The sequence below is a fragment of the Domibacillus antri genome (assembly GCF_001936625.1).
GTDB lineage: Bacteria > Bacillota > Bacilli > Bacillales > Domibacillaceae > Domibacillus > Domibacillus antri.
Map to the genome: position 1 here is coordinate 65,744 of NZ_MSDU01000006.1, position 23,570 is coordinate 89,313.

25 protein-coding genes, 1 pseudogene and 2 riboswitches are annotated in these 23,570 nt (G+C 45.7%); of the genes and pseudogenes, 5 read left to right on the plus strand and 21 right to left on the minus strand.

Annotated features, from left to right (window positions below):
• Nucleotides 1-38: 38 nt before the first annotated feature.
• From BTO30_RS03525 to BTO30_RS03585, 13 genes are all read right to left on the minus strand, one after another.
• A complete protein-coding gene (locus BTO30_RS03525) occupies nt 39-2,099 on the minus strand; it encodes a flagellar assembly protein A (protein ID WP_075397337.1) in 2,061 nt (686 codons plus the stop codon).
• A complete protein-coding gene (locus BTO30_RS03530; protein WP_075397338.1) occupies nt 2,077-4,101 on the minus strand; it encodes a sensor domain-containing protein in 2,025 nt (674 codons plus the stop codon). The genes BTO30_RS03525 and BTO30_RS03530 overlap by 23 nt, the downstream gene beginning before the upstream one ends.
• Before the next feature lie 286 nt (nt 4,102-4,387).
• Nucleotides 4,388-4,975 (minus strand): cob(I)yrinic acid a,c-diamide adenosyltransferase, encoded by a 588-nt coding sequence (locus BTO30_RS03535; protein ID WP_075397339.1) that lies wholly within the window; start codon nt 4,973-4,975, stop codon nt 4,388-4,390.
• Nucleotides 4,972-5,397 carry a bifunctional adenosylcobinamide kinase/adenosylcobinamide-phosphate guanylyltransferase gene (locus tag BTO30_RS03540; protein ID WP_075397340.1) on the minus strand — a complete coding sequence of 142 codons (426 nt, stop codon included), beginning with the start codon at nt 5,395-5,397 and terminating at the stop codon, nt 4,972-4,974. The genes BTO30_RS03535 and BTO30_RS03540 overlap by 4 nt, the downstream gene beginning before the upstream one ends.
• Nucleotides 5,349-5,963, minus strand: coding sequence for a histidine phosphatase family protein (locus tag BTO30_RS03545; protein WP_075397341.1), 615 nt, complete (start codon nt 5,961-5,963; stop codon nt 5,349-5,351). The genes BTO30_RS03540 and BTO30_RS03545 overlap by 49 nt, the downstream gene beginning before the upstream one ends.
• Nucleotides 5,921-6,697, minus strand: a complete 777-nt coding sequence (cobS, locus tag BTO30_RS03550) for an adenosylcobinamide-GDP ribazoletransferase (protein ID WP_075397342.1) — start codon at nt 6,695-6,697, stop codon at nt 5,921-5,923. Before cobS ends, BTO30_RS03545 begins: the two co-directional genes overlap by 43 nt.
• Nucleotides 6,694-8,151, minus strand: a complete 1,458-nt coding sequence (locus BTO30_RS03555; protein ID WP_075397343.1) for a cobyric acid synthase — start codon at nt 8,149-8,151, stop codon at nt 6,694-6,696. Before BTO30_RS03555 ends, cobS begins: the two co-directional genes overlap by 4 nt.
• Nucleotides 8,139-8,681, minus strand: coding sequence for a bifunctional adenosylcobinamide kinase/adenosylcobinamide-phosphate guanylyltransferase (locus tag BTO30_RS03560; protein WP_075397344.1), 543 nt, complete (start codon nt 8,679-8,681; stop codon nt 8,139-8,141). The genes BTO30_RS03555 and BTO30_RS03560 overlap by 13 nt, the downstream gene beginning before the upstream one ends.
• The gene (gene cobD / locus BTO30_RS03565) at nt 8,675-9,748 is read right to left on the minus strand and encodes a threonine-phosphate decarboxylase CobD (protein WP_075397345.1); all 1,074 of its coding nucleotides are present in this window, start codon (nt 9,746-9,748) and stop codon (nt 8,675-8,677) included. Before cobD ends, BTO30_RS03560 begins: the two co-directional genes overlap by 7 nt.
• The gene (gene cbiB / locus BTO30_RS03570) at nt 9,705-10,685 is read right to left on the minus strand and encodes an adenosylcobinamide-phosphate synthase CbiB (protein ID WP_075397346.1); all 981 of its coding nucleotides are present in this window, start codon (nt 10,683-10,685) and stop codon (nt 9,705-9,707) included. The genes cobD and cbiB overlap by 44 nt, the downstream gene beginning before the upstream one ends.
• Nucleotides 10,682-12,148: an adenosylcobinamide amidohydrolase gene (locus BTO30_RS03575; RefSeq protein WP_075397347.1), complete on the minus strand. Its 1,467-nt coding sequence runs from the start codon at nt 12,146-12,148 to the stop codon at nt 10,682-10,684. Before BTO30_RS03575 ends, cbiB begins: the two co-directional genes overlap by 4 nt.
• Nucleotides 12,148-13,206: a FecCD family ABC transporter permease gene (locus BTO30_RS03580; protein ID WP_075397348.1), complete on the minus strand. Its 1,059-nt coding sequence runs from the start codon at nt 13,204-13,206 to the stop codon at nt 12,148-12,150. Before BTO30_RS03580 ends, BTO30_RS03575 begins: the two co-directional genes overlap by 1 nt.
• On the minus strand, nt 13,169-14,122 hold the full coding sequence (locus BTO30_RS03585) for an ABC transporter substrate-binding protein (protein ID WP_075397349.1): 954 nt from the start codon (nt 14,120-14,122) through the stop codon (nt 13,169-13,171). Before BTO30_RS03585 ends, BTO30_RS03580 begins: the two co-directional genes overlap by 38 nt.
• Before the next feature lie 109 nt (nt 14,123-14,231).
• Nucleotides 14,232-14,417, minus strand: a riboswitch (cobalamin riboswitch).
• A 139-nt stretch (nt 14,418-14,556) separates the two neighbouring features.
• On the opposite strand from BTO30_RS03585, the gene BTO30_RS17180 reads away from it, so the two are divergent.
• Complete coding sequence (locus tag BTO30_RS17180) at nt 14,557-14,733, plus strand: hypothetical protein (RefSeq protein ID WP_158023560.1); 177 nt, start codon at nt 14,557-14,559, stop codon at nt 14,731-14,733.
• A 32-nt stretch (nt 14,734-14,765) separates the two neighbouring features.
• Here the strand turns inward: BTO30_RS17180 and rraA are convergent, their stop codons facing one another.
• Nucleotides 14,766-15,242: a ribonuclease E activity regulator RraA gene (gene rraA / locus BTO30_RS03590; protein ID WP_075397350.1), complete on the minus strand. Its 477-nt coding sequence runs from the start codon at nt 15,240-15,242 to the stop codon at nt 14,766-14,768.
• 116 nt (nt 15,243-15,358) lie between these two features.
• Between rraA and BTO30_RS03595 the strand changes: the two genes are divergently transcribed.
• On the plus strand, nt 15,359-15,691 hold the full coding sequence (locus BTO30_RS03595) for a YflT domain-containing protein (protein WP_075397351.1): 333 nt from the start codon (nt 15,359-15,361) through the stop codon (nt 15,689-15,691).
• Here BTO30_RS03595 and pabC read toward each other — a convergent pair.
• The 4 genes from pabC to BTO30_RS03615 form a co-directional block, all read right to left on the minus strand.
• Nucleotides 15,663-16,499, minus strand: coding sequence for an aminodeoxychorismate lyase (gene pabC / locus BTO30_RS03600; protein WP_075397352.1), 837 nt, complete (start codon nt 16,497-16,499; stop codon nt 15,663-15,665). The two genes, BTO30_RS03595 and pabC, sit on opposite strands and share 29 nt — an antisense overlap.
• Nucleotides 16,484-17,074: an aminodeoxychorismate/anthranilate synthase component II gene (pabA, locus tag BTO30_RS03605; RefSeq protein ID WP_075397353.1), complete on the minus strand. Its 591-nt coding sequence runs from the start codon at nt 17,072-17,074 to the stop codon at nt 16,484-16,486. The genes pabC and pabA overlap by 16 nt, the downstream gene beginning before the upstream one ends.
• Nucleotides 17,071-18,441 carry an aminodeoxychorismate synthase, component I gene (pabB, locus tag BTO30_RS03610; protein ID WP_425429441.1) on the minus strand — a complete coding sequence of 457 codons (1,371 nt, stop codon included), beginning with the start codon at nt 18,439-18,441 and terminating at the stop codon, nt 17,071-17,073. Before pabB ends, pabA begins: the two co-directional genes overlap by 4 nt.
• Nucleotides 18,442-18,504: 63 nt before the next feature.
• Complete coding sequence (locus BTO30_RS03615; protein WP_075397354.1) at nt 18,505-19,020, minus strand: class I SAM-dependent methyltransferase; 516 nt, start codon at nt 19,018-19,020, stop codon at nt 18,505-18,507.
• Between the two features lie 71 nt (nt 19,021-19,091).
• Nucleotides 19,092-19,193: riboswitch (SAM riboswitch) on the minus strand.
• Between the two features lie 99 nt (nt 19,194-19,292).
• Here BTO30_RS03615 and BTO30_RS03620 point away from each other — a divergent pair.
• Nucleotides 19,293-20,069, plus strand: a complete 777-nt coding sequence (locus BTO30_RS03620) for a carbon-nitrogen family hydrolase (RefSeq protein WP_075397355.1) — start codon at nt 19,293-19,295, stop codon at nt 20,067-20,069.
• A 145-nt stretch (nt 20,070-20,214) separates the two neighbouring features.
• Here BTO30_RS03620 and metA read toward each other — a convergent pair whose 3' ends face one another.
• The 3 genes and pseudogenes from metA to BTO30_RS03635 all read right to left on the minus strand — a co-directional run bounded on the left by metA (nt 20,215) and on the right by BTO30_RS03635 (nt 22,287).
• On the minus strand, nt 20,215-21,123 hold the full coding sequence (metA, locus tag BTO30_RS03625) for a homoserine O-acetyltransferase MetA (protein ID WP_075397356.1): 909 nt from the start codon (nt 21,121-21,123) through the stop codon (nt 20,215-20,217).
• A gap of 143 nt (nt 21,124-21,266) precedes the next feature.
• Nucleotides 21,267-21,507 (minus strand): annotated as a pseudogene (locus BTO30_RS17585) (DNA topoisomerase III); the annotation flags it as partial.
• Nucleotides 21,508-21,642: 135 nt separating this feature from the next.
• Entirely contained in the window at nt 21,643-22,287 is a 645-nt protein-coding gene (locus BTO30_RS03635) for an NAD(P)H-binding protein (protein WP_075397358.1), read from the minus strand.
• A 148-nt stretch (nt 22,288-22,435) separates the two neighbouring features.
• On the opposite strand from BTO30_RS03635, the gene BTO30_RS03640 reads away from it, so the two are divergent.
• Nucleotides 22,436-23,014 (plus strand): TetR/AcrR family transcriptional regulator, encoded by a 579-nt coding sequence (locus tag BTO30_RS03640; RefSeq protein ID WP_075397359.1) that lies wholly within the window; start codon nt 22,436-22,438, stop codon nt 23,012-23,014.
• Nucleotides 23,011-23,550 carry a TetR/AcrR family transcriptional regulator gene (locus BTO30_RS03645; RefSeq protein ID WP_075397360.1) on the plus strand — a complete coding sequence of 180 codons (540 nt, stop codon included), beginning with the start codon at nt 23,011-23,013 and terminating at the stop codon, nt 23,548-23,550. Before BTO30_RS03640 ends, BTO30_RS03645 begins: the two co-directional genes overlap by 4 nt.
• The last annotated feature ends 20 nt before the right edge of the window (nt 23,551-23,570 follow it).

The window sequence follows — 23,570 nt, forward strand, 5'->3', positions numbered from 1 at the left end:
TATGAACGACGTCAAAAAAACCTGCTGGTCTGCAGGTTTTAATAAAGAGAGATAGTGCCATCCGAATTTAGACGGGCGTTAATATTATAGGCTGCAACGGCAAAGGTGTGCACGCGGCGGCCAATCTGGATCGTTGTGTCTTCAAAAACCGTATTCATTTTAATCACCCCGTCTTCCGGAACTTGAATACGCGTTTTTGAACCTGCTTCCGAGCCGACTTCATCAATCGTCACATTGCGTCCTGCTGTTATTTCCCCGCCCCGGCATACACCACGTATAAGTACATCGTTTCCTGTCCGTACTTGACAATGGTAAATACCTTGACCACTGACGACTAAATCACCGCTTGAATAAAGCGAACTGTTAATGGCATATGGAACCGTCAGACGACAGCCCGGCGCAGCCGGAATTCTGTACAACTCATATAATTCCCGCAGCTCTTCCGTTAAATCTTCGAGAGCGGCCACTTCATTTACCTGTTCTTTTGAAAGTGAAATAAATGTGCTGCGCAGCCGTTCTGCACAGTCGATCCATTCCTTTTCAAGCATTTTACTGTTATCATTCACTTTTGTGATAAACCGGCTTAAGATGCCGCTGAAATCCGTGTATTTCCGTTCCAGCAGCAGCCGGATCAAATAATGGAGCTGTCCCATTTGAAGCGCATTTTCATTTTCATGACGCACCATCATTAACTGTTTAATGGCGAGCATCATATGATCGAGATAATATAAAATCTCTTTTACTTTCACAACGAGCTCATCAATGATAATATTCGAGTTTCCTGCGCTGATCTGCGATGAAAAAACATTGTTCTCCACCGTTACCGACTGTCCCGCTTCAATCTTTGCTTTGGACACTGTTCCTTTTATAAACACTTTCCCGCCGGATTCGATTGTCATTGACTCCTGAACGCTGCCCTGCACACGGACATCACCGTAAAAATGAATGTTTCCTGACTCAAGGTCGACATCTTTTGCATGAACAAGTTCCTCCATGACATCCGCTTTTAATAGCATGCCCCGCCATTCAAGCTGCGGACGCCCGCCTTTCAGCGCGATGATTTTCTGATTTGTCAGGATGACATTCTTTCCGGTGCGCACCGTCACATCTTTCACCGGCTTCGGCAAAACCGGATTCCCAAGCAGATTTTCACCAGCCACACCCGGCACGGATGGAATCACTTCCGCAATGATTTCTCCTTCTTCCACATGCATAAACATATTTTTTTCACGATAGTCGACTTTCTCCGCTTCATTCCATGTCATATCATCGGGCTCTTGAACGAGCACATGAACATCCCCATTTAATCCTTCTTTCGGGTACGTTCCTTTCGCAATAATATAATCAGTCGAACCTGGATTTTGACACACATCCTTAATCACGTGCTTAAGAACACCATGGACAACTTGAAGCTCCTGCAGCCGGGCAAGCACTTTTTTCTCTTCAAGATCGTTTGACTCGATCACTTCTTCTTCCGCTTCAATCCGTAACGAGGCGGCCGGCTCTATATCTTTCAAATAGCGTTTCACTCGTTTACCTGGTACATAAGAAAGAACAGCCAGCATATCCTGTTCAATCAGCTGCACGTTCATCATTGACGCCACTACTTCATCTGTTATATGCACGGCAATATCGTCAAGTGAGGTTACAGCTGTCCGCTCTTGAATTTGCCGCCCGTTCACAACCACCCGTACATTATCTGCCGGTTCAATAATCGGATACCGCTGCCCCTCCGCTTTTACAAATACACGTCCATTTTGGATCTGCACCCACGATCCTTCTTTTTCAATCAGGACCGGTTCGTCACCGCCCTGAAACCCGTGTTCTACATGAAGATCATATGGATGTTCATCATCTCCTTTCAGCGAATCAATCATCTGTTCCAAATCAAATTCCTGTCTTTTGTCCGTTACCGGCACAGCAGCCGCTTTTTTCACTACGACGACTTCGGCAGGCCGTTTGCGGAGTCCAAATAAGCTTTTCGATGGCGAAGAAAGAACTGTTACCGTAACTTGATCCATTGTCGCATCAAGAAGAGATAAAGCGGTTTTTACTGCATCCTCGATCGTGTCCCCTTTAATTTGAATCGATGGTTCCAACGTTTTCACCCCTTACGTATTTTCTTTCAAATACATCCATTGGAAGCGGCCGATCCACAAAATAACCCTGAATGTTGAAACAGCCATTTTCCTTTAAGAAATCAGCCTGCCGCTTTGTTTCAACGCCTTCAGCTACCACTTCATAACCTAGGTTTTCTGAAAGCTGAATGATGGATTTTAATACCGCTTCCGCCTGTTCATCCTGTTCAACTTGATCAATGAAATATTTATCTATTTTCACTTTACCCACTGGAAAATGAATTAAATAGGAAAGAGTTGAGTAACCCGTTCCAAAGTCATCAACAGAAATCAAAATGCCTTTTTCACGGCAGCGAAGCAGGTTTTTGAAGGCAGTGCTTGATGTTGTCAGTTCTGTTTCTTCCGTAATCTCCAGTTCAATATACGACGCCGGAATACCAAATCGTTCAAGCAAATCAAAAAAATCAGTAAAAAAACTTTCACTTGATAATAGAAACGGGGTCACATTGAATGACACGCGCGGTTTAAAATCAAACTGCTCAATCCACTTTTTCATTTCCAAGAAAATCTCACAAAACATATAGCTGGTCAGTTTCAAAATATATCCATTTTCTTCAGCAATTTGAATAAATTCAGGCGGCGGAATAAATCCTAACTTCGGATGATTCCACCGCGACAGCACTTCCACACCAATAAGCACCTGTTCTTCTATATCCATTTGCGGCTGCAGGACGAAATAAAGACCTTTTTCTTTTAAATCACCCGCTAAATCCTGCTCAATGGTTAACCTTCTTTCCAGCTGTGTATACATTTCCTTCGCAAAATACACATACTGATTACCGTGCTGTCGTTTCGCTTCATACATAGCTGTATCCGCCATACTCATGAGGTCATTGAGCCGATCACCGTTTTCAGGATATAGACTGATGCCAATGCTGGCACTGATCGTAAAAGAGGTCAAATCATCAATGATAATTGGCCGTGCGAAAGACGATAAAACGCGGTCTGAAAACTGCTCAATTTCCTCTTTAGAGACAACACCCTTTTTTAAAATAAGAAATTCGTCACCGCCGAGCCGTCCAATGAAATGTTCCGGTCCGATTTTTTCTTGAAGACGCTTTCCGACTTTTTTCAACAATTCATCGCCTTTTTCATGGCCGTACATATCATTTATATGTTTAAATCCATTTAAATCAATAAATAACAGGGCAAATGGCTGCGGCTGATCAATTTCTGCTTGAATCGTTTTTGAAATGCTGCGGCGGTTCGGCAAGCCCGTTAAATAATCATGGTACGCATAAAAATGCAGGTTCTGCTCAGCTTCTTTCCGCTCATTAATATTGCGGAAATAGACGGAAATCCCCCCGTTATTTCGCGGATAGGCAACGACTTCAAACCACGTTTTCAAGGATTCATGATATTCTTCAAATCGGGTCGTCACACGCTCTTTCATTGTCTTTTGATAATTGGTATAAAATGCTTCATGAACAGCATCCGGATATTCAATCCAAATATTTTTTCCCAGCAGTTCTTTACTCGATTTATTCAATATAAGAGATGCTTCATTATTTAAATAGACAAATTCCCCTTTCTCATTTAACGAAAAAAACGCATCTGTCATACTTTCAAGTACATTTCTTAAAGAGTGTTTAGAAACCACTTCCACTGTTATATTTCTATGAATGACAATCGCGCCATCTGTTCCATCTTCAAAGGAAAAAGGTTTGATGACCATTTGAAACCAGCGCTCTTCATCCGGTGAATGACACGGATAAGCTAAATGCGCTTCTTCTTTTTCATCGCATAAGACACGAAGAATCATGTTATAGACGTCCGTACGGCCGGATTCCCGTAAGACCGTCAAATAGTTTAAGCCAACAGACGAAAACTCTCCGCCATTTTCTTTCCCAAACACTTCCCATGATTCATTCACCGCGATAATCGTGCCATCATTATTCAAAATCGCGACATGATCCGATAATAAATTTAACACATGCTGTAAATCTTGATTAACAGGAAGCACTTTTCCAACACCACCTTTTACGCCATTTTCCTTCAAATTCCGACATTTACACTACCACTATAGTACTATCATATTTAAAAAAAGAAAATACCCCCAATCACCACAGATTGGAGGTATTCTTCCCTTTATTCCGATATATCTTTTCTTTAAATAGTTTGAAAGACAGTAGACATTTCATCATTTTTGCAATTGCATCTATGCCCCTCCTGTCTGCAGCTCCGGCAAATTGTACATGCTGCAGACGTCCGATATGTCTTTCAGGTTAACCAGCTTTTCTTTTTCACACTTATTCTTTCTCTTCTTTCCGTTTTCCGCCGCGGAACACTTTCGCACTGCGGACATATTCCACATCTTTGACACCTTCGCGGAAATTGATGACACGTGCAATCGCAAAGAAATAATCAGACAAACGGTTCAAATACTTGAGTGTCACCGGATGAATATCGTCTTCCCGGCGCATTAAGGCGACGACAAGCCGCTCCGCCCGGCGTGTCACTGTTCGCGCCAAATGAATCGCCGCAGACCCTTTTGAGCCGCCCGGTAAAATAAACCGCTCCAGTTCTGGAGCTTCTTGAATGTATACATCAATTTTTTTTTCCATTTCTTCTATCGATTCCTGCTGCAGTTTAAAAGCACGCTTCCCATTCACGGTCGCAAGATCCCCGCCGCAGTCAAACAGCTCGTGCTGAATCGTTTCCAGATCCGCTAAAATATCTTTAAATTTCTCAGGATCCAGCTCTGTCACCGCCAGGCCGACAACCGAATTCAGTTCATCGACAGTCCCGTAAGCTTCTACACGCAAATCATCTTTTCCGACGCGTCCGCCGATAATGCTCGTGTCGCCTTTATCCCCTGTTCTTGTATACAGTCTCATTCCAATTCCTCCTTTATGGTGTCGGCAATCCCGTACCAGATTGTGTCCACACGGTGTGATGCCGCCGCTATATTCTGGAAACACCAGCCCGCCGCATCACGCCACATCCGGTCAAACGAATTCATCGGCACGATCCCTTTCATCATATCCGTTCCGATTAGCACGATGGTTCTGTCTTCTTTTGCCCAATGTTCCAGCTCTTTTTTAAACAATGCGCGCGCTTCAAACGCCGACCCGCTTTTTTCAAGAAGGATTCTGACATAGCGCTCAATGCCTTCCAAAACAACGATCTCTCCCATCAGTGCAGGGACCTGTTTCTCTTCATAAAAAGAATGCCATTGATGCAGTGTTTCATCCAAGTTATAAAATTTTTTCACCCATTGTTTCTTTCCGTTGAAGGCACCGCCTGTAATGAAATGCATCTTTCCCCACTCCTCATCGCAGCAACACTGCCCGTTAACTCATAGCCGTGTCCGTTATCCGATGTCCAGTCAGCAAACGATTTTTCTTTCGGCGCAAATTTGGACAGCAAATGACGAATCACACCGCCATGCGTCACGATCGCAGTCCGGCGGATACTCTTTTTCGACATTTCGGATAACACGGACTGAAACGCACCTTCTACCCGCGCCGCAAAGGAGGCATATGAATCCCCGCCCGGCACTTGAATAGTATAGTCATTCAGCCAATGACGATAAGCTGACATGTGCTCCAGTTCCGCGTGTGTTTTCCCTTCCCAATCCCCAAAATAAAACTCCCGTAAACCTTTTATTTGGAATGGGGTTTGACTCCAAAAAGCGTTTGCAGTTTGTACGCACCTTTTCAAATCACTTGATACGATCCAGTCGTATTCGGGCACTGGCATGCCCCGCAGTGCCTTTAGCCCTTCTTCTGTTACTTCCACATCGGAATAGCCGCAAAACTGCTTGTTTATATTGGCGCTCGTCACCCCATGGCGAAAGAGACCGACAACCACACGATCATCCATAAGCTTAATTCCGCTCCTTCCTGCGAGGCACCAAACAAGTCACCCGTTGCACCCCCGAATTCTTTTTCCATGCCCCTTTTAACGAGAACAAAATACACACATGAAAAGCTGAGCATGACCCAAAATAACGGCTGCGCCATGTAAAAAATAGAAAGCAGACCAAGAAAAGCAGCATATACATACGGCAGCGATCGTGAATGGCCTTTCTGAAAAAAATAGGCCAGCCCTTCTTCTTTCGCCGGTGGAACGTATTGTAAAAACAAGCCTGTCATCGTTTGTGCAAGAAATGGAATAACAAAAACGATCAGCGCATAATGGCTTCCGGCTTTAACCGTTTCATAAATAAATAAAAATTTTGCCGACAATAAAAGCACGAGTGCCAGCACACCGAATGCCCCGGCGCGCGGATCGCTTAAAATCGCCAGCCGTTTTTCGCGGTCCCGGTAAGAAAAATGGGCATCGGCCCAGTCCATCCAGCCGTCAAGATGAAGGCCTCCGGTCAGCACGATGGGCAGCAGCCAAACAATAAAAGCGGCGGCAAGCGGCGAAAACGGACTCCACTCGATCAGACACCAAAATACGCCCGCATAGATGATTCCTTTCGCCAGACCAAGCAAGGGAAACAAGTGAAGAACAGCCCTTAGCTCGGCTTTGTCCATCGGCAGCGTTTTATGAAGCGGAAGCACGGTAAAAAATTGAATGATAATGCCTGCTGCATATAGATAGGCTTTCATGATCGATTCTCCAAAATGTCTTCAAACACATCCCAGTCAAGATACCGGGCAAGATGCTGTGCAAGGGCATCATACGTGCTGTCGCGGTTTAAATCAACCACCGCCCGTTCCGGCAGTCCTTTCGCGCGTCGAATCCCGTTCAGCCACTCTGCCCTGAACTTATCGTTATAAAATAAATGATGCAAATACGTGCCGCACACTTTTCGATCCGCTGACATGTAGCCGTCTTTATGATCGGCGCATACCATAAAAGGTTCGCCTTCCACGTTCGTTTCACCGAAATGAATTTCATATCCAGAAAGACGAATCCCCCGTGCCGTTCCTTCTGTCCGAATGACCGTTTTTGTCTTTTGAAACACCGTATCAGCCGGAATAATCCCCATTCCATCTGCCTTCGAACCCGCCTTGCCTGTATCACGGCCATCCGAATCAAAAAGTGTACGGCCCATCAATTGAAATCCGCCGCACAGTCCAACGATAAAGCCGCCTCCTTTTGCAAAAGAAACGATTCTTTTATCAAGACGTGTTTCCTTTAAAAAAGCAAGATCAGCAAAAGAGCTTTTCGTCCCGGGAATGATGACGGCGTCCGGCGATCCGAATGCCTCGGCTGATTGTACCCAGCGTACGTTTACATCTTCTTCAAAAGAAAAAGGCTCGATATCACTGCCGTTTGAGATATATGGAAGACGGATCACCGCAATATCAATCGCTGCACTGTCACGTCGTATATCGCGAATCGATAAAGAATCTTCCCCTTCCAATGCATGTCCGGGCAAAAACGGCAGCACCGCAAGAACCGGAATGCCTGTATAGTCCTCCAGCCATTTCTTTCCGTCTTCAAAATAACGCGGATCACCGTGAAACCGGTTAACAATCATCCCTTTTACCCGCTTGCGCTCATGCTCTTCCAGCAGCGCAAGTGTGCCGACAATCGAGGCAAACAAGCCGCCGCGTTTAATATCAGCCGTTAAAATAACGGGTACATCCGCCAGTTCAGCCGCTTTCATGTTGACGACTTCCCGCTTTTTTAAATTCATTTCAACCGGGCTGCCTGCTCCTTCAATAATAAGTGTATCGCCGAGTCCGCTCACTTCCTTCAATCCTTGCTTAATCGCGGAAATCGCCCTGTCATAATAGTCGGAACGGTACGCCATGCCCGACATCACTTCAAGCCGCTCCCCGAACAGGACAATTTCCGATGAGCCGTTTCCTGCCGGCTTCAGCAAAAGCGGGTTCATGCACGGCTTTGCTTCAAGACCAGCCGCTTCCGCCTGCAGCCCCTGCGCCCGGCCGATCTCTTTCCCGTCTGCTGTCACATACGAATTATTTGAGACATTTTGCGGCTTAAATGGCACCGGGCGATATCCTTTTTGATAGAGCAGCCGGCAAAGAGCGGTCGCTATAAAACTTTTCCCGGCATCTGACGACGTTCCTTGTATCATCACTCCACGCACGTAACCACTCCTTTCTTTATAACGGGAATACCATGCTCAACAAGGATGGCCGCATCACTTTCTTTCACAATCTTTTGATGAATAAATCCGAGCGTCTTCATATAATCCGCTGTCAATTCCGTCGATGGCGTTTCAAATGACAGTTCATTTGAAACAGCGATCACGGTGCCCGCTCTTTTCGCAAGGTCGAGTATACCGTCCACAATCCGGCTGCCCGCTTCAAACGCCGGTTTATCTTCCCGAAAATATTCACCCGCTAAAAGTGTCGTCACACAGTCAATAAGCACCGTGTCATTCGGGTGGACATTGATATGTGCAATATCAACAGACTGCTCTACCGTTGTCCACGAATGTCCCGAGTTTTCCCGGCGCGCCCGGTGATAAAAAATACGTTCATCCATTTCCGCATCCGTTCTGGAACCGCACGCAGCATATACAAGCCGCCCTTCCAAATGAGCAAAACGAGCCGCCAATTGTTCAGCCACGCCGCTTTTCCCGCTCCGGACACCGCCGGAAATAAAGATTAACATTTATTTCTCCATTCTGTGAGCGCATTCAGCAGCTCGTTATTGTCCTTTTCTTTTTTTACCGCTGTCCGCAGCCACATGCCGTCGAGCCCCCGGAAGTTTTCCGTATGGCGAAGGACAATCCCCCGCTCCATTAAGTAATGAAGAAGCGGTTTTTGATCGGCAAGTAACGGCTCTTTCATCAAGTAAAAATTAACAGATGACGGCATAACAGCAAAACCGAGCTGCTCCAATTTGTCTTTCATTCTTATTCGTTCGCTGTCAATCAAGGCTCTCGTTTTCCCGGCATGAACTTCATCTCTGGCAATTGCTTCGGCCGCTTGCAGGGCAATCGCGTTTACATTCCAGTGCGGCTGGTAGTTTTTTAATTTACTGATAATGCCGGGAGACGAAATAACATAACCGATCCGGAGTCCTGCTACTGCATACATCTTTGTCATCGAATGCATGACGGCAAGGTGAGGAAATGCGTTGACATATTTCACAAGTGAATTGTCACCGGCGAAGTCATAAAATGCTTCATCGATGACGATCATGGCATTTGAATCGCCCGTCTTTTCAAGAAGTGACACAATATCTTTTTCCTGAAAAGACTGACCTGTCGGGTTATTCGGTGTGCATAAAAAGACAACGCCGGCATCCTTTGCTTTTTCAGCCAGTTCATCGAGAGGCAGATGCCAGTTATTTGGTGGAACCGAAACAAATTCGACCGGGCAATGGTAAGCCCGGCAAGCCTCTTCATATTCGGAAAATGCCGGTGCCACAATGACGGCTTTTTGACCGGCGGCGTATCTTGCGATGAAATGAATGATTTCCGCAGCACCGTTTCCGAGTAAAATCCGGTCATACGGAATATCGAATTTTTCACCGATTGCCGCTACGGCTTTTTGGCCGGTCGGGTCCGGATAGTCTTCAATTGTATGTAAAAATCCGGCCCATCTTTCTTTCAGCCAATCAGGCGGACCGAGCGGATTGGTGTTCACACTGAAATCCAGCACCTTTTCCGGTTCATCAACACCTGACGCTTTATATAAATGGGATGGATTCGCTCCGTGCGATGGCAAATTCATAAACAAACACTCCTATCAGGAACAAGAGCACAAATAAATACGTGGCCCGCTCCATTAATCTAGCGGCTTCAAGAATATGGTCTGCCCGCCGCTCTTTAATAGGATCTCCCATCCGGGCGCGGTCCGACACAATTCCTTTATATGTATTCAATCCGCCGAGTTCAATTTGTAATAAACCGGCAACCGCCGCTTCACACCAGCCGCTGTTTGGCGATGGATGTTTTTTCGCATCGCGTAAGAGGATTTTCCAGGCATAGCGGCGAATATCCGGCGGTTCTTCCGCTGCAGCAATCAGTAAAAGAGCGGTCAGACGGGCGGGAATATAGTTGACGATATCATCCAATTTCGCTGAGGCTTTCCCGAAAAATTCATATTTGTCATTCCGGTAGCCGACCATGGAATCACACGTATTGACAGCGCGGTACAGAAGGGCAGCCGGCCCCCCGCCGATCATCGCCCAAAAAAGCGGGGCAATCACACCATCAGAAGTGTTTTCAGCGACTGTTTCAACAGCCCCTCTTGTAATTTCAGCTTCATCCAGGTGGTCTGTATCCCGTCCGACAATCCATGACAGCTTGCGGCGTGCTTCCGCCATGTCGTCCTCCATAAGCGGATGATAAACGTCCATTCCCGCTTCCTTTAAACTCCGCGGTGCGATAGATGCCCAAATAAAGATAGATTCGATAATGACGGCAACAGCAGGATGAACAAGCGATGCGATCTGCAAAACGCCCATTGAAGCGGCTGCTGTGACAACGAGAACGACGATGAGCATAGCGGTTCCTTTTTCAAAACGGTGTGTGCCTTTGTTCCATTTTCGGTCGAGCAAAGCAATCAATAAGCCAAACCATTTAACCGGGTGCGGCCAATTTCGAGGGTCACCGATGAGCCGGTCCAGTATAAGCGCCGCACATATCGCGAGCGCATGTGTCATCATGACATGGCCTTTCTGCGGGCTGTTTTCTTTAATGATTCAGCCACGCTTTCATAGACAGCCCGGCCGATGGCGATGCCAAGCGGTGTGATGGAGCCGGCGAATTGTTGATAGGCGCCTCTTTGCGTGGCGGCGATTAAAATGCTGTCCGTGGATGTGCCGGTGGCGATCGTACCTGTTTGCAGATCGGTCACACCAGCGTCAGCAAGTGCTTTCACTTTTGCTTCGGTTGCGGTCATTAACCCTTGGACAAAGGCTTCTTCCGAGAGCTTCCCGTTCGCAAATACCCAAATGTTAATGGTTCCGGGTTTATGAAGCTCTTTCCAGCTCACACGCGGACGTGTCACATCTACCGCGTTCCCGACACCTGCTGTCGCGACCGCAAAAACGGAAACATCATCCTGCACTTCCCGTCTGAATGCGGCGTCTTCCATTTTTACTGCCGTCATCATACCGACCGTTTCGTTTAAATCAAAGCCGCGTTCGCGAAAATAATGGGCTGCTTCTTCTTCAAAATTGTCCATGTTGTAATTTTTATCAACGTGCCGGTTCACAAACGCACTGCGCCAGCCCCACCCTGCCCCGATCACACCGGATGACAAGGTCTTCAGCTGAACTGGAGGCCGGATGGCGAGATAGTCACCGTGCCATTCAATCATCTCTTCACCAACTTCAACAGATGTTTCTATAGATGAAGCCGGAAGCAGACTCATCTGCGGTTTTGGCACTTCCGGATGCGGCTGTTTCTGCACGTCTGTTTTATATACGTCTCGAATATGCTCTTCTTTCATAATGTCCCCCGACGTGCCGATTGTGTGCACGGCTCCTTTTTCCATTAATAAAAGCCGGTCGCAATACAATGAAGCAAGGTTTAAGTCATGAAAAATAGATATCACCGTCAGATCATCCGCTGTCATTTGCTTTAACAAATCAAGGAAATCTTTTTGAAACGACAAATCGAGATGGTTCGTCGGTTCGTCGAGAAGTAAAATTTCCGGTTCCTGGGCGAGTGCCTGGGCGAGAAACACACGCTGCTGTTCGCCGCCTGATAAAGCGGACAGCGGTTTATCCGCGAACGTTTCAGTTCCTGTTTTTTTCATTGCATCTCGTACCGCTTCCTCGTCATACTCAGACCACGATTTGAAAAAGCCGGTTTGATGTGCATAGCGGCCAAGTGAAACCGTTTCTTTCACACTGTACGCAAACTGGCTCGATGTCATCTGCGGAAGCACCGCCACGACTCGGGCCAGTTCTTTCGGTGAATACGCTTGAATCGGCTTATTTTTCACCAGAATGGCCCCTGATGCCGGCATATTTAATCCACTAAGCATATTCATGAGCGTTGTTTTTCCGCTTCCGTTCGGGCCGAGAATCCCAAAGAGTTCCCCTTTTTGAACAGAAAAGGATACGCCGCGGATAATAAGCCCGCTTCCGTATCCTCCTGAAAGCTGTTCTACTTCAATCATCACGCAACGCCCCCTTTTCGCTTTTTATTAATCAAAATGGCCGCAAACACCGGCGCACCGATCAATGAAGTGATGACGCCAATCGGCAGCTCCGTCGGTGAAATCACCGTCCGCGCTGCAAGATCGGCTATTATTAAAAACCCGGCGCCTGACATCATCGATAACGGCAATAAGTGACGGTGGTCCGGTCCGATGAGAAGGCGGACGAAATGCGGAATGACCAGCCCGACAAACCCGATCGTACCGGATACGGCAACGGCTGCCCCTGTTAATACAGACCCCGCAATCAATACCATCATTTTTTTCCGCTGTACATTTACGCCGAGGTGACGTGCTTTTTCTTCACCGAACGACATCGCGTTCAGCTCGGGAGCCATATACATTAATAAAAGCGCACCGACGATAAAAAACGGGGCGATTAATTGAATGTACGGCCAGCCCCGCATTGAAACACTGCCAAGCAGCCAGCTGATTATTTGGCGCAGCTCTTCACCGGTGAGCGCAATCATTAATGAAATGACCGAACCAAGGAATGAGCTGAAAATAATCCCAGTTAAAATAATCGTTTCCACTTTCATCGACCGCTCAATTGTCTGCGCAAACAGCAAGACAAAAAATATTGTCATAATGGCCGTGGAAATGCTGATTACAGGCAATGTAAATCCACCTAAAAAAGGAATGGAAATATTAAAAAACAGCACCATGACAGCACCGGCGGAAGCACCCGATGACACACCAAGCGTATACGGGTCCGCCAGCGGATTACGGAGCAGTCCTTGAAAGGCTGCTCCTGCAATCGCCAGTGACGCACCGATCAAACCAGCCAGTACAACACGCGGAAACCGGATTTTCCAGACGATATTATCAAGTGACGGGTCAACATCACCGAGTTCCGTTCCAAACAAATGGTGCGCTAAAATAACCGCGATATCACGAAACGGTACATGGATCGTACCAACCGCTGTTCCGATAAAAACAGCTGACATCAAAAACAGAACAGCTAATAAATAGGCAGGCTGTTTATTGAGCAAAAACGTCCGGGTAGACCGCTTCCGCAATGGATTCAGCTCCTTCTACAATACGGGGACCTGTACGGCTCGTTATATCAGCATTGACTTCAAATACTTCTTTATTCTTAATAGCGTTCACATTTTCCCAGCCTTCACGCGCAAGGACACCTTCAATTGGATTATCGACATAAAAACCGTAGTTGATCAAAATGGTATCAGGGTTTGCCTGAATCACCGCTTCTTCTGTCACCTGCGGCCATCCTTCTTGATCGCCCATCGTATTTTCAACGTTGATCAGTTCGAAGATTTCATTCAAAAATGTGCCATTTCCCGCTGTGTAGAGGGTTGGGTCCACTTCAAAGAAAACACTTTTCACATTCTCCTCTTGAATGGCAGATGCTTTTTCTTTAAGCTCGGCTAATCCGGCTTTTATTTCATCAATTTCTTTTTCCGCATTTTCCTGTGTGCCTGTAGCTTTACCGATCAATTCAATTGATTCATACATCTCATCGATGCTTTGCGCGTTGTTGACAACCAAAACATCAATGTCCGCATCACGCAGCTGCTGTAGACCTGCTTCTGCTCCTTCAGCGCTTGACGCATGTGCCAGCACAAGATCCGGGTTAAGACTGATAATTTTTTCGACGTTAAACTCCATGCCGCCGACTTTTTCTTTTTCTTTCACTTCTGCAGGATACGTATCGTTATCGGATACGCCGACAATTTCATTGCCGAGCCCGAGTTCAAACGCGATTTCGGTATTGCTTGGAATAAGTGAAACAATCCGTTCAGGCGCCGCTTCAATTTCCACTTCTTTATCATCTGCACCTGTTACGGTTACAGGAAATGCGGCCGTTTCTTCTGTTGCCGTTTCCGTATTTTCTTTTGGCGCGTCTGCTTCCTCCGCTCCGCAGCCTGCTAAAATGGCCATTGTCAGTCCTAAAGCCAGCCATGATTTCTTCATTTGTATTTCCTCCTTCTGTTTCGGAAAAATAAAAAAACACCTCTACTCGGGTAGAGGCGCGTGAAAGACAGTCTGATCCGTCTGCCACACCACCTATCCGCGCAGGTTGTACGGTGCTTCGATCCGGGCAGGTCTCCTGGCTCATGTTCTTCACAACAGGCGCCTTCCCATGCATTTGCACAGTGGCAGCGTGCCTGCTGCTCCCATTTACAGTGGCGGGACCGCGCTGGATTTTCACCAGCTTCCCTTTTAAGAAACCGCTGCTTGCGGCTTCACCCGGACTCATTCTTATGTATGTTTTCCGTCACGTTTCATTATACATGAAAAGAACGAGCAAAGGACTATTTTCGGAAAATTCAGTTTTACAATGGAAGAAAATCAATTGTTTATTATATACTGGAAGTGGAACATACTATAGTAAGGAGGCGGTTATAGTGGGTCCATTAACGGTTCTTATTCTTTTTGTTATTATTGTTGTTGTCGGCTTCTTTCTCGTCTATTTTCTTCGCGGTTCATTAGATTCAAGTGAATCACACCGCATCGATCAATTCCCGGATGGTCACGACAGCTTTTTAAACAACCATGACGCGTCACATGATAAAAAATTATAATACAAAAAGCACGCGGCGCCGCGTGCTTTTTACTATATTATTTTCTTTTCTGAAATCACAACGCCGTCTTCATCGGCATAAACATAGTGGCCGGGTATAAACTCCGCTTCGCCGAATGTTACCGGGATATTTGTTTCGCCCTCGCCTTTTTTAATGCTTTTAAATGGATTGCTGCCAAGCGCCAGCACGCCAATGTTTTGCGTACCGAGTTCTGCTGTATCCCGCACACAGCCATTCACAATGATGCCGGCCAGCTTACGCTTTTCCGCAATTGCTCCCAGCAGATCCCCGACGAGTGCACAGTTTTTCGATCCGCCGCCATCAACGACAAGGACATGCCCTTCCGGAATCGTTTGAAGTGATTCCTTGACTAATACATTGTCCTCGAACACTTTCACCGTTGAAATCGGCCCTGAAAATTGTTTCTTTCCCCCATAAGATTTCAATTCCAGCCGGCATAACGTCAATTCACTTGCGTGATCATCACATAAATCCGCTGTTTTTACCATTAAACACCCCCCCCTTTCGGTTATTACTTCGACAAACAAAAGCAAATTCCTGTCAGGTTTTCAAAATCGCAGACAAGGGAAAAGAACAAAAAACGAGTTTTGCAGGGGGAAATTAAATGAAATTTGTCATTGGTTTATTTGAGAGTGAGATTGATGTCATTCGAAAAATAGAAGATTTGAAAGCAGCGGGTTACGATCCAAAGCTTATGACCGCGCTGACAAAAGATGCGGATGTATATTTAACCATTCAAAACCGGACGGAAGCAAGCGTTGAAACAACAGGTCCATCGATAAAAGAAAAAGTAAAATCGATGTTTTCCCGCGAAAAGCCAGTGAAAGATACCTTAATGGACTTTGGGTTAAGTGAAGCAGATGCCGAAAAATATCATGAAGCACTCGCAAAAGAAAAAGTGCTGCTCGTCATAGACGAACAGCCTCCCGGTACTTGATAAATAACTCATTCACTGCCGCTCCCGCTGTGCCTGGCAGCGGCGTGTTGCCAAGTGCGGACAGCGGCACGATTTCTTGTATGGAGTTCGTGACAAATACTTCGTCCGCCGATTCCACTTCTTCCGGCACATACAATCCTTCTTCGACGTCCATACTTAATGTGCGAACAAGTTTCATCACAAACTGGCGTGTCACACCATCTAAAATGCCCGTTTCCAGCGCCGGCGTATACAGCGTGTTGTTTTTCGTCCAAAAAATGTTGGACACGACTCCTTCTGCTACATATCCCGATTCTGTCAAAAACAATCCTTCCATTCCAACATCATCGCCCGTTTCACGTTTGCCAAACACATTGTTTAAATAATGATGTGATTTTAAGCGGGTGCTCCCTTCCGGACTGTTGCGCCGTGTATGAAGCCATATCCCTCGTTTTGTCGTAAGTGGCCCGGCCGGACCCAGCCCTTTTTGAAACGCAATGATGTTCGGTTTTGTATAGGGCTTTGTCTGCAGGCCGATTTCTCCTTCTCCTGCCGATACATTCAGACGAATGTACGCATTTTCCCATCCATTTGCTTCTTGTAAAAGAGCGATGATCCGCTCCGCTTCTTCGCGTGTCAATTCAAACGCAATGTTCAGTTCACGAAGACTGTTATTCAAACGGCTTACATGTTCATCGAGCAAAAATGGCTTACCGTCATACGTACGGAATGTTTCAAACACACCGATTCCGTATAAAAATCCATGATCAAATGGGGAAATGCAGACCTCTTCATTGCGGATGACGGCGCCGTTTACGTATGTGTACATGGCTTGCCTCCATAAGTGGAAATAAAGTTTTGCAGCATTTCTTTTCCACATTCGGTCATGATGGATTCCGGATGAAACTGGACAGATTCTATCGCGAGTTCTTTGTGACGAATCGCCATAATTTCTCCTTCTTCCGTCCATGCTGACACTTCAAAACAGTCCGGCAGTGTTTCTTTTTTAACAATAAGAGAATGGTAGCGCGTCGCCCGGAATGGGTTCGGAACCTCTTTAAAAATGGTTTTTCCGTCATGAAAAACCGGTGACGTTTTGCCGTGCATCAGCCGTTCAGCACGGATCACATCGCCGCCAAACGCCTGTGCAATCGACTGCTGGCCGAGACATACACCAAATAACGGAATTTTCCCGGCAAAGGCAGTGACAGCTTCTAAGCTGATTCCTGCTTCATCCGGTGTACACGGACCGGGTGAAATCATCACAAAACCCGGTTCCATGGCCGCAATCTCATCGACCGTCACCTCATCGTTTCGGCGCACAACAAGCTCATGCCCAAGTTCACCGAGATATTGCACGAGGTTATATGTGAATGAATCATAGTTATCGATCATGAAAATCATCGTTGTTCCTCCGCCAGTTCCATCGCTTTTAACGTGGCCGCTGCTTTTTTGAGCGACTCTTTATATTCATATTCCGGCTTTGAATCGATCACAATACCGGCTCCTGCCTGCACGTAACCATAGCCATTTGCCGCAAGCATCGTCCGGATGACAATGTTCAGCTCCATATCTCCGTTGTAGCCGATCCAGCCGATTGAACCGGTATAAATACCGCGCCGCACCGGTTCAAGCTCTTCAATGATTTCCATCGTTCTCACCTTTGGCGCACCAGTAATCGTGCCGCCTGGGAATACCGCATCAATCACATCGGCGTTCGTTTTGCCATCCGCGAGCTCGCCGCGCACGTTTGAGACGATATGCATCACATGCGAGTATTTTTCAATCACCATAAATTCGTTTACTTCAACAGAACCGTAACGCGAAACGCGCCCGAGATCGTTTCTTTCCAAATCCACGAGCATGACATGTTCGGCACGCTCTTTCTCATTATGAATGAGTTCCGACGCCAAGCGTTCGTCTTCCGCATCATCTTTTCCGCGTGAGCGCGTACCCGCGATCGGGCGTGTCGATAATTCTTTGCCGTCTTTTTTCACAAGCAATTCCGGTGAGCCGGAGACAATTTGAAAATCAGGCGTTTGAATGTAGGCCATATACGGTGACGGATTCAATTCACGAAGCTTCGCATAAACAGCGATCGGCGGCACGTCAAGCACTTTTGAGCGGCGCACCGATAAATTCACTTGAAATACGTCTCCTGCCGCGATGTATTCACGCACCCGTTCAACAGCCGTTTTAAACTGCTCTTCCGGAAACGAAACGTCCGTCTTATTGCTGACTGAACCTGATGGCCAAGCTTCCTGCTCTGCCAAATGAAGCCACTTCTCAAAAAATTCATCGAGTCCATCTTCATTTTCTCCGATTTTCATCACATACAATTCGTTTGTTGCATGATCAAACGCCGCCCATTCATCAAACAATAAAAACTGCACATCGGGAAGGTCAATATCTTTTTTCGCCGTTTCAGGAAGAAGTTCAATGAACCGGACGTAATCGTAGCTGATCCAGCCGATTGCGCCGCCCTGAAAGTCCGGCAGATCGTCCTGTTGCGGCATCTTTCGCTCATTCAAAAGCTGGACAAGCTGATGAAGCGGGTTCCCTTTGAGAAGCAGCTCTTGTCCTTTTTCCTGCAAAAGAAGCCCGTCCGGTGTTGAAACCGCAATCGCAGATGGATGGATGCCGGCAAAGCTGTAACGGCCGCCTCGTCCGCTTTCAAGCAGCGCGTGATGCGTTTCATTTTTGGTGAGAACTGTATATTGGGTGAAAAATTGATCTTTATCGTAACTTGTTTTTCGGTAAAAAATGTTCACGTGATGCCACCTTTCGATCATTGTTGCTTTTATCATAATACGGCGCCACGTGTTTGAAAATGGTTATTTCACGGCAATAAACCGGTTAACCGTTACGGGAAATTTTGACGATACCAGTTCAGTCCAGCCATTTAATACAGCCTCCTGCGCTGTCTCTGCGGTTAATTGTTGAAATAAAATGATTGAAAATCCTGCTGATTTTAGCCGTTCCCAATAGCCGGTCAATGTTTCAGCATATGGATAATCCGATGCGGATGGGAGGGAACTGGATTCCGCAAAGTCAACGATGAACCGTCCTCCAGTTTTCAACGCACTGTAGGCTTTTGCCGTCCACTGCGCCCCTTCTGCATATTGATGAATGGAAAGCGGCGCTGCTGCCGTATCAAAATTTTTTTCTTTCACCTGAATAAATGTGACTGCCGGCAGGACATGCGCACCGGCATCAGAGCACCGCGCAGTTAACGTGGCAGAGCCGCCGATGACCATGATCCGCTCTCCTGGCTGTGGTTGAATGGTGTTGTATAAATTGCCTGATGTAATTTTCAATTCTTTTTCCTGTTGTGATTCTGCGACTGCCATGGCGAGCCCTCCTTTTAAAATTAAAAATCCCTCTTCCTGAGAATATGGAAGAGGGATTCGTGTCTTTTATCCTCTTATCTCTCAGCCGAAACTGCAAGAATTAGCACCGTGCCTGAATTAGGTCGGTTGCCGGGTATCATCGGGCTTGTCCCTCCACCTGCTCTTGATAAGATGTATGAAATTGTCCGTTTATCGTTAAAAAGGATTATGGCACGTTTCATTTTCTGTGTCAACCATGATACAATTTTTGAAAAAGAATCGGAGGATAAAAAATGAAAATAGCATGTTTACAGATGGACATCGCGTTTGGCGATCCGAAGTCGAACTATGGACGCGCCGAGTCTCTCTTGAAAGAAGCACATGAAGCAGGCATTGAACTGGCCGTATTGCCTGAACTGTGGACAACCGGCTACGATTTAACCCGATTAGACGAAATAGCTGATGCAGACGCGGCTCAGGCAAAAGCATTTTTGTCCTATGCAGCGAAAAAATACGGTATGCATATTATCGGGGGCTCGGTCGCCAACGATACTGGCAGCGGTGTGAAAAACACGATGATTATTGTGAATAAACAAGGTGACGTTGTGCACGAGTACAGTAAAGTGCATCTGTTCCGCCTAATGAACGAGGAAAAATTTTTAGCTGCCGGTGACGCAGATGGATTATTTGAACTGAACGGGGAGAAAATGGCCGGCTTTATTTGTTATGACATCCGGTTCCCGGAATGGTTCCGCAAGCAAGTATTGAACGGAGCGCGCGTCCTGTTTGTGCCGGCAGAGTGGCCCCTCGCCCGTGTCGATCACTGGCGGACGTTACTGACTGCGCGCGCAATTGAAAACCAGGCTTATGTGATCGCGTGCAACCGGTCCGGCTCCGATCCGGCCAACAAATTTGCCGGTCACTCGATGATCATCGGTCCGTGGGGAGAAATTTTGGCTGAAGCCGGCGAAGAGGAAGAATTGCTTGTTGGAGAGATTGACTTTGACGCCATTGACGAGATCCGAAAACGCATCCCGGTATTTGAAGATCGGCTCGAACAATTTTATTAATGACGAATAAACTGATGATGACGAGGGAAGGAGCCGTCTCAGAGATACATCAAGTCAACTCCTACTGATTTCTGTACAACGCCGATCTTTATTCATCAAAAAAACCCGTCCATCAGCTATGGACAGGTTTTTTTGCCTTACTCTTTCATTTCCACTCGTAAGGAGTCTCCTGGTAGACGTAATAGTTCAGCCAGTTGGAGTAGAGAAGATGAGCGTGTGACCGCCATTTGTTTGGCGGGCTTTTAGACGGGTCGTCATGAGGAAAATAGTTTTCCGGCATGTCGATCTCCACTCCTTTTGCAATGTCGCGCTCATATTCTTCTGCAAGCGTTGTCGCGTCGTATTCAAGATGGCCTGTGATCATAATGTTCCGTGCATCTTTTGACATCATGAGAAGCGGACCTGCATCCGGTGACGATGCGAGCAGGATCAAGTCATCGTGAGCTTCAATTGCTTCCTGGCTCACGTCCGTGTACCGTGATACAGGTGAGAAAAATTCATCATCAAAGCCGCGCAGCAGCTTCACTGTCGGATCGGTAATTGTGTGCTTAAACACACCTGAACATTTTTTAGGCAGTTCAAATTTGCCGATGCCGTAGTGATGATAAAGGGCCGCCTGTGCTCCCCAGCAAATATGCAGTGTTGAGGTCACGTGTGTTTTTGCCCAGTTCATGATCTCCTGCAATTCCGCCCAATAATTGACGTCTTCAAACTCCATCAGTTCAATCGGCGCGCCGGTGATGATCAGCCCATCGTAACGGCGGCTTTTCGCTTCTTCAAGCGTTATATAAAATTGCTCAAGATGGGATTTGCTTACATTTTTAGACTCATATGTCGCTGTATATAAAAACGAAACATTCACTTGCAGCGGCGTGTTACCGAGCAGGCGCAATAAATGCGCTTCCGTTTTTTCTTTTTCCGGCATTAAGTTCAAAATAAGAATATTGAGCGGGCGGATATCCTGCATCCGGGCACGATCCGCGTCCATAACGAAAATATTCTCTTTCTCCAGAACTTCACGTGCCGGCATTTGATGCGGTATATTAATCGGCATTTTCTGTACCCCCCTGATTTGAATTTTCAATTAATTATTATAGGCATTTTTTCTATGAAAATACAACCATTCCGTTTTATTATTTTACGATAATGAAAAAACCGCTTCTTTACTTGAAAGAAACGGCTTTTCCTCTTACAATTTTAAATTTTCAACGCATCGGCAAGCGTCGTATTAATCGGTTCATCGTTATTTTGTTTTTTCAAATATTGATTTACATCCCGTTTATTGGCGGCGTCTTTTCCGCTCTTCTGCTTCCGCTTTTCAAACGCGGACAGCTTTTCACGATGTCCGCACTTGCAAACAAACGGCCCTCTCCTTTTCCGCGCATTTCCATTTTTCATGACAGCTCGGGCAGCGGGCAAGCTGTTTCCGGCAGCCGCATTAACGGTCTTAAAAAAACATTTGTCTGCTCTTTTCCGCTTCGGCAGCTGGCTGTTCATATTCATACGGCGGCATAAGCACGGCTAAAACCCAATCCTTGTAAAATCCAAATCAGTATATCCATTTTCATTCCTCCTATTTATTAAATACAATCGGCATTTTAACAATCCATTCGTCTTTACTTGCAGCATCTAACATACATTTTGCGGCATTTAAACGTGAAACACCCATTTTTCCTTTTGCATCACCAAGTGTAATTGCATACCCTTGTCCATCTGTTTTCACATTTGGGTTAATAATGCGTACAACGGTCCAATCAAGCGACGATTTTTTAATCAGCTCCTCAATGGCTTTCATTTCAGCGTAGCCGGTTGGATATAACACTTTGGCCATCTTACTCGGCAGCGTTGTAACGAGCTGTTTCACATCTTCTTTTGCACCAATTGTTGGTGTTGCGAGTGTAATGAAACGCTTACGTCCCGTTTGCTCCATCGCTGTCATTATGGCTTTATGTGCTTCTGCAATCGGTAAACCCGTTACCTGTCGCTTCATCGACAATGCAGGTCCTAATGCACTCATGACAACATCACTCTCTTGGATAGCTTTTTTTAATTGATTTACATTAGTTAATGAGCCAACAATAATGTTTAAATTCTCATGTGACATTCTTAATGTGTTTTGTCTTCGTACATAAGCCGTTACATCGTGTCCGGCCGTCAATGCTAACGTAACGAGATGTTGACCGATAGCGCCATTCGCACCAAAAATAGTTAATTTCATTTTTTATTCCCTCCAACAATCCTTGTTTATCCGACACTTATTGTATAGTTAATGTACAATGCAAAGAAAATAAGCACAACCAACAAAAAATTCGAAATATCGTTTATCCGACATATCGCAAAAAGTGTTAAAAAAATAGGAGGCTGTCATGGAAAAAACAATCGATCCACGTGTTATTCGAACAAGAAAACTCATTATGGATGCGTTTATTGATTTATCTACAAAAAAGGAATTTAAAGAAATCACGATTAAAGATATTACACAAGCTGCAACCGTCAATCGTGCTACGTTTTATTATCATTTCGAGGATAAATACGATTTACTTAAAAAAGTGCTAAGCGAAGACGTCATGTGTAAAGTCATCAGTGAAGTGAGTATGCATGAAATGTTAAATGAAGAAACAGTTCAGTCGATTTTCAAATCGCTTATTCAGTTCCAATCCGCAATCGCGAATCAGTGCCGACGTAGTTATGAAGCGTTTATGCCAACAATTGAAACGATTTTAAAACAAGAATTGCAGAATATTTTTACAGAATGGCTGATAAAGCAGTGGTCAGAACATGCAGTGGAAGAACTGCGTGTCGGAGCCATTATGATGAGCTGGGCATTATACGGAGCTGCGATGCATTATTTGCAGACCAATGATATGTCACAAGAAGACTATATTCAAAAAATGATGCCGTTTATTTCAAATGGCTTGAAATTTAGGCAGGAATGGATGAAATGAGCAATCATACAAAACAGCGTACGACACAATTTATTATGAAAGCTTTATTGGATTTGCTTGCTGAGAAACCATTTTCTGCGATTACAGTGAATGATATTTGTGATAAATCGATGATTCATCGGAGTACGTTTTATCGATACTATGATGATAAGTATGACCTGTTTAATCAAGTCATTTCCATCATCGGCCATACACTTTATGAACGTGCACTGAGCCGTCAGACGAATCGCACCTTATTTGAGGAGCTGATTGAATATGTCGATGAAAATCGTGCTCTCTTTTTGAACGTCACGGTTAATAATGAAAACGCCGATCTTTATAATGAACTCATAAAAATGAGCAGTCAGATTTTATTTGAAAATGCCCAAACGATGGACGATGCCCTTTCAAGAAAAATTCATCAATCGCCTTACCCCAAAATCCTATGTGATTTTTACAGCAGCGGCCTAATTGAAGTGTTAAAACAATGGATTAACAAAAACTATGATTATTCAAAAGAAAAATTAGTCGAAATTTTGAACGAATTGCTTTCTTAATAGAACACTTTGGAATATCT

Coding starts and splice junctions, on each gene's coding strand:
- BTO30_RS03535 (WP_075397339.1), bottom strand. CDS start 4,975: ATGAGACTGTATACAAGAACAGGGGATAAAGGCGACACGAGCATTATC.
- BTO30_RS03540 (WP_075397340.1), bottom strand. CDS start 5,397: ATGCATTTCATTACAGGCGGTGCCTTCAACGGAAAGAAACAATGGGTG.
- BTO30_RS03545 (WP_075397341.1), bottom strand. CDS start 5,963: ATGGATGATCGTGTGGTTGTCGGTCTCTTTCGCCATGGGGTGACGAGC.
- cobS (WP_075397342.1), bottom strand. CDS start 6,697: ATGAAAGCCTATCTATATGCAGCAGGCATTATCATTCAATTTTTTACC.
- BTO30_RS03560 (WP_075397344.1), bottom strand. CDS start 8,681: ATGTTAATCTTTATTTCCGGCGGTGTCCGGAGCGGGAAAAGCGGCGTG.
- cobD (WP_075397345.1), bottom strand. CDS start 9,748: ATGAATTTGCCATCGCACGGAGCGAATCCATCCCATTTATATAAAGCG.
- cbiB (WP_075397346.1), bottom strand. CDS start 10,685: ATGATGACACATGCGCTCGCGATATGTGCGGCGCTTATACTGGACCGG.
- BTO30_RS03575 (WP_075397347.1), bottom strand. CDS start 12,148: ATGATTGAAGTAGAACAGCTTTCAGGAGGATACGGAAGCGGGCTTATT.
- BTO30_RS03585 (WP_075397349.1), bottom strand. CDS start 14,122: ATGAAGAAATCATGGCTGGCTTTAGGACTGACAATGGCCATTTTAGCA.
- rraA (WP_075397350.1), bottom strand. CDS start 15,242: ATGGTAAAAACAGCGGATTTATGTGATGATCACGCAAGTGAATTGACG.
- BTO30_RS03595 (WP_075397351.1), top strand. CDS start 15,359: ATGAAATTTGTCATTGGTTTATTTGAGAGTGAGATTGATGTCATTCGA.
- pabC (WP_075397352.1), bottom strand. CDS start 16,499: ATGTACACATACGTAAACGGCGCCGTCATCCGCAATGAAGAGGTCTGC.
- pabA (WP_075397353.1), bottom strand. CDS start 17,074: ATGATTTTCATGATCGATAACTATGATTCATTCACATATAACCTCGTG.
- BTO30_RS03615 (WP_075397354.1), bottom strand. CDS start 19,020: ATGGCAGTCGCAGAATCACAACAGGAAAAAGAATTGAAAATTACATCA.
- BTO30_RS03620 (WP_075397355.1), top strand. CDS start 19,293: ATGAAAATAGCATGTTTACAGATGGACATCGCGTTTGGCGATCCGAAG.
- metA (WP_075397356.1), bottom strand. CDS start 21,123: ATGCCGATTAATATACCGCATCAAATGCCGGCACGTGAAGTTCTGGAG.
- BTO30_RS03635 (WP_075397358.1), bottom strand. CDS start 22,287: ATGAAATTAACTATTTTTGGTGCGAATGGCGCTATCGGTCAACATCTC.
- BTO30_RS03640 (WP_075397359.1), top strand. CDS start 22,436: ATGGAAAAAACAATCGATCCACGTGTTATTCGAACAAGAAAACTCATT.
- BTO30_RS03645 (WP_075397360.1), top strand. CDS start 23,011: ATGAGCAATCATACAAAACAGCGTACGACACAATTTATTATGAAAGCT.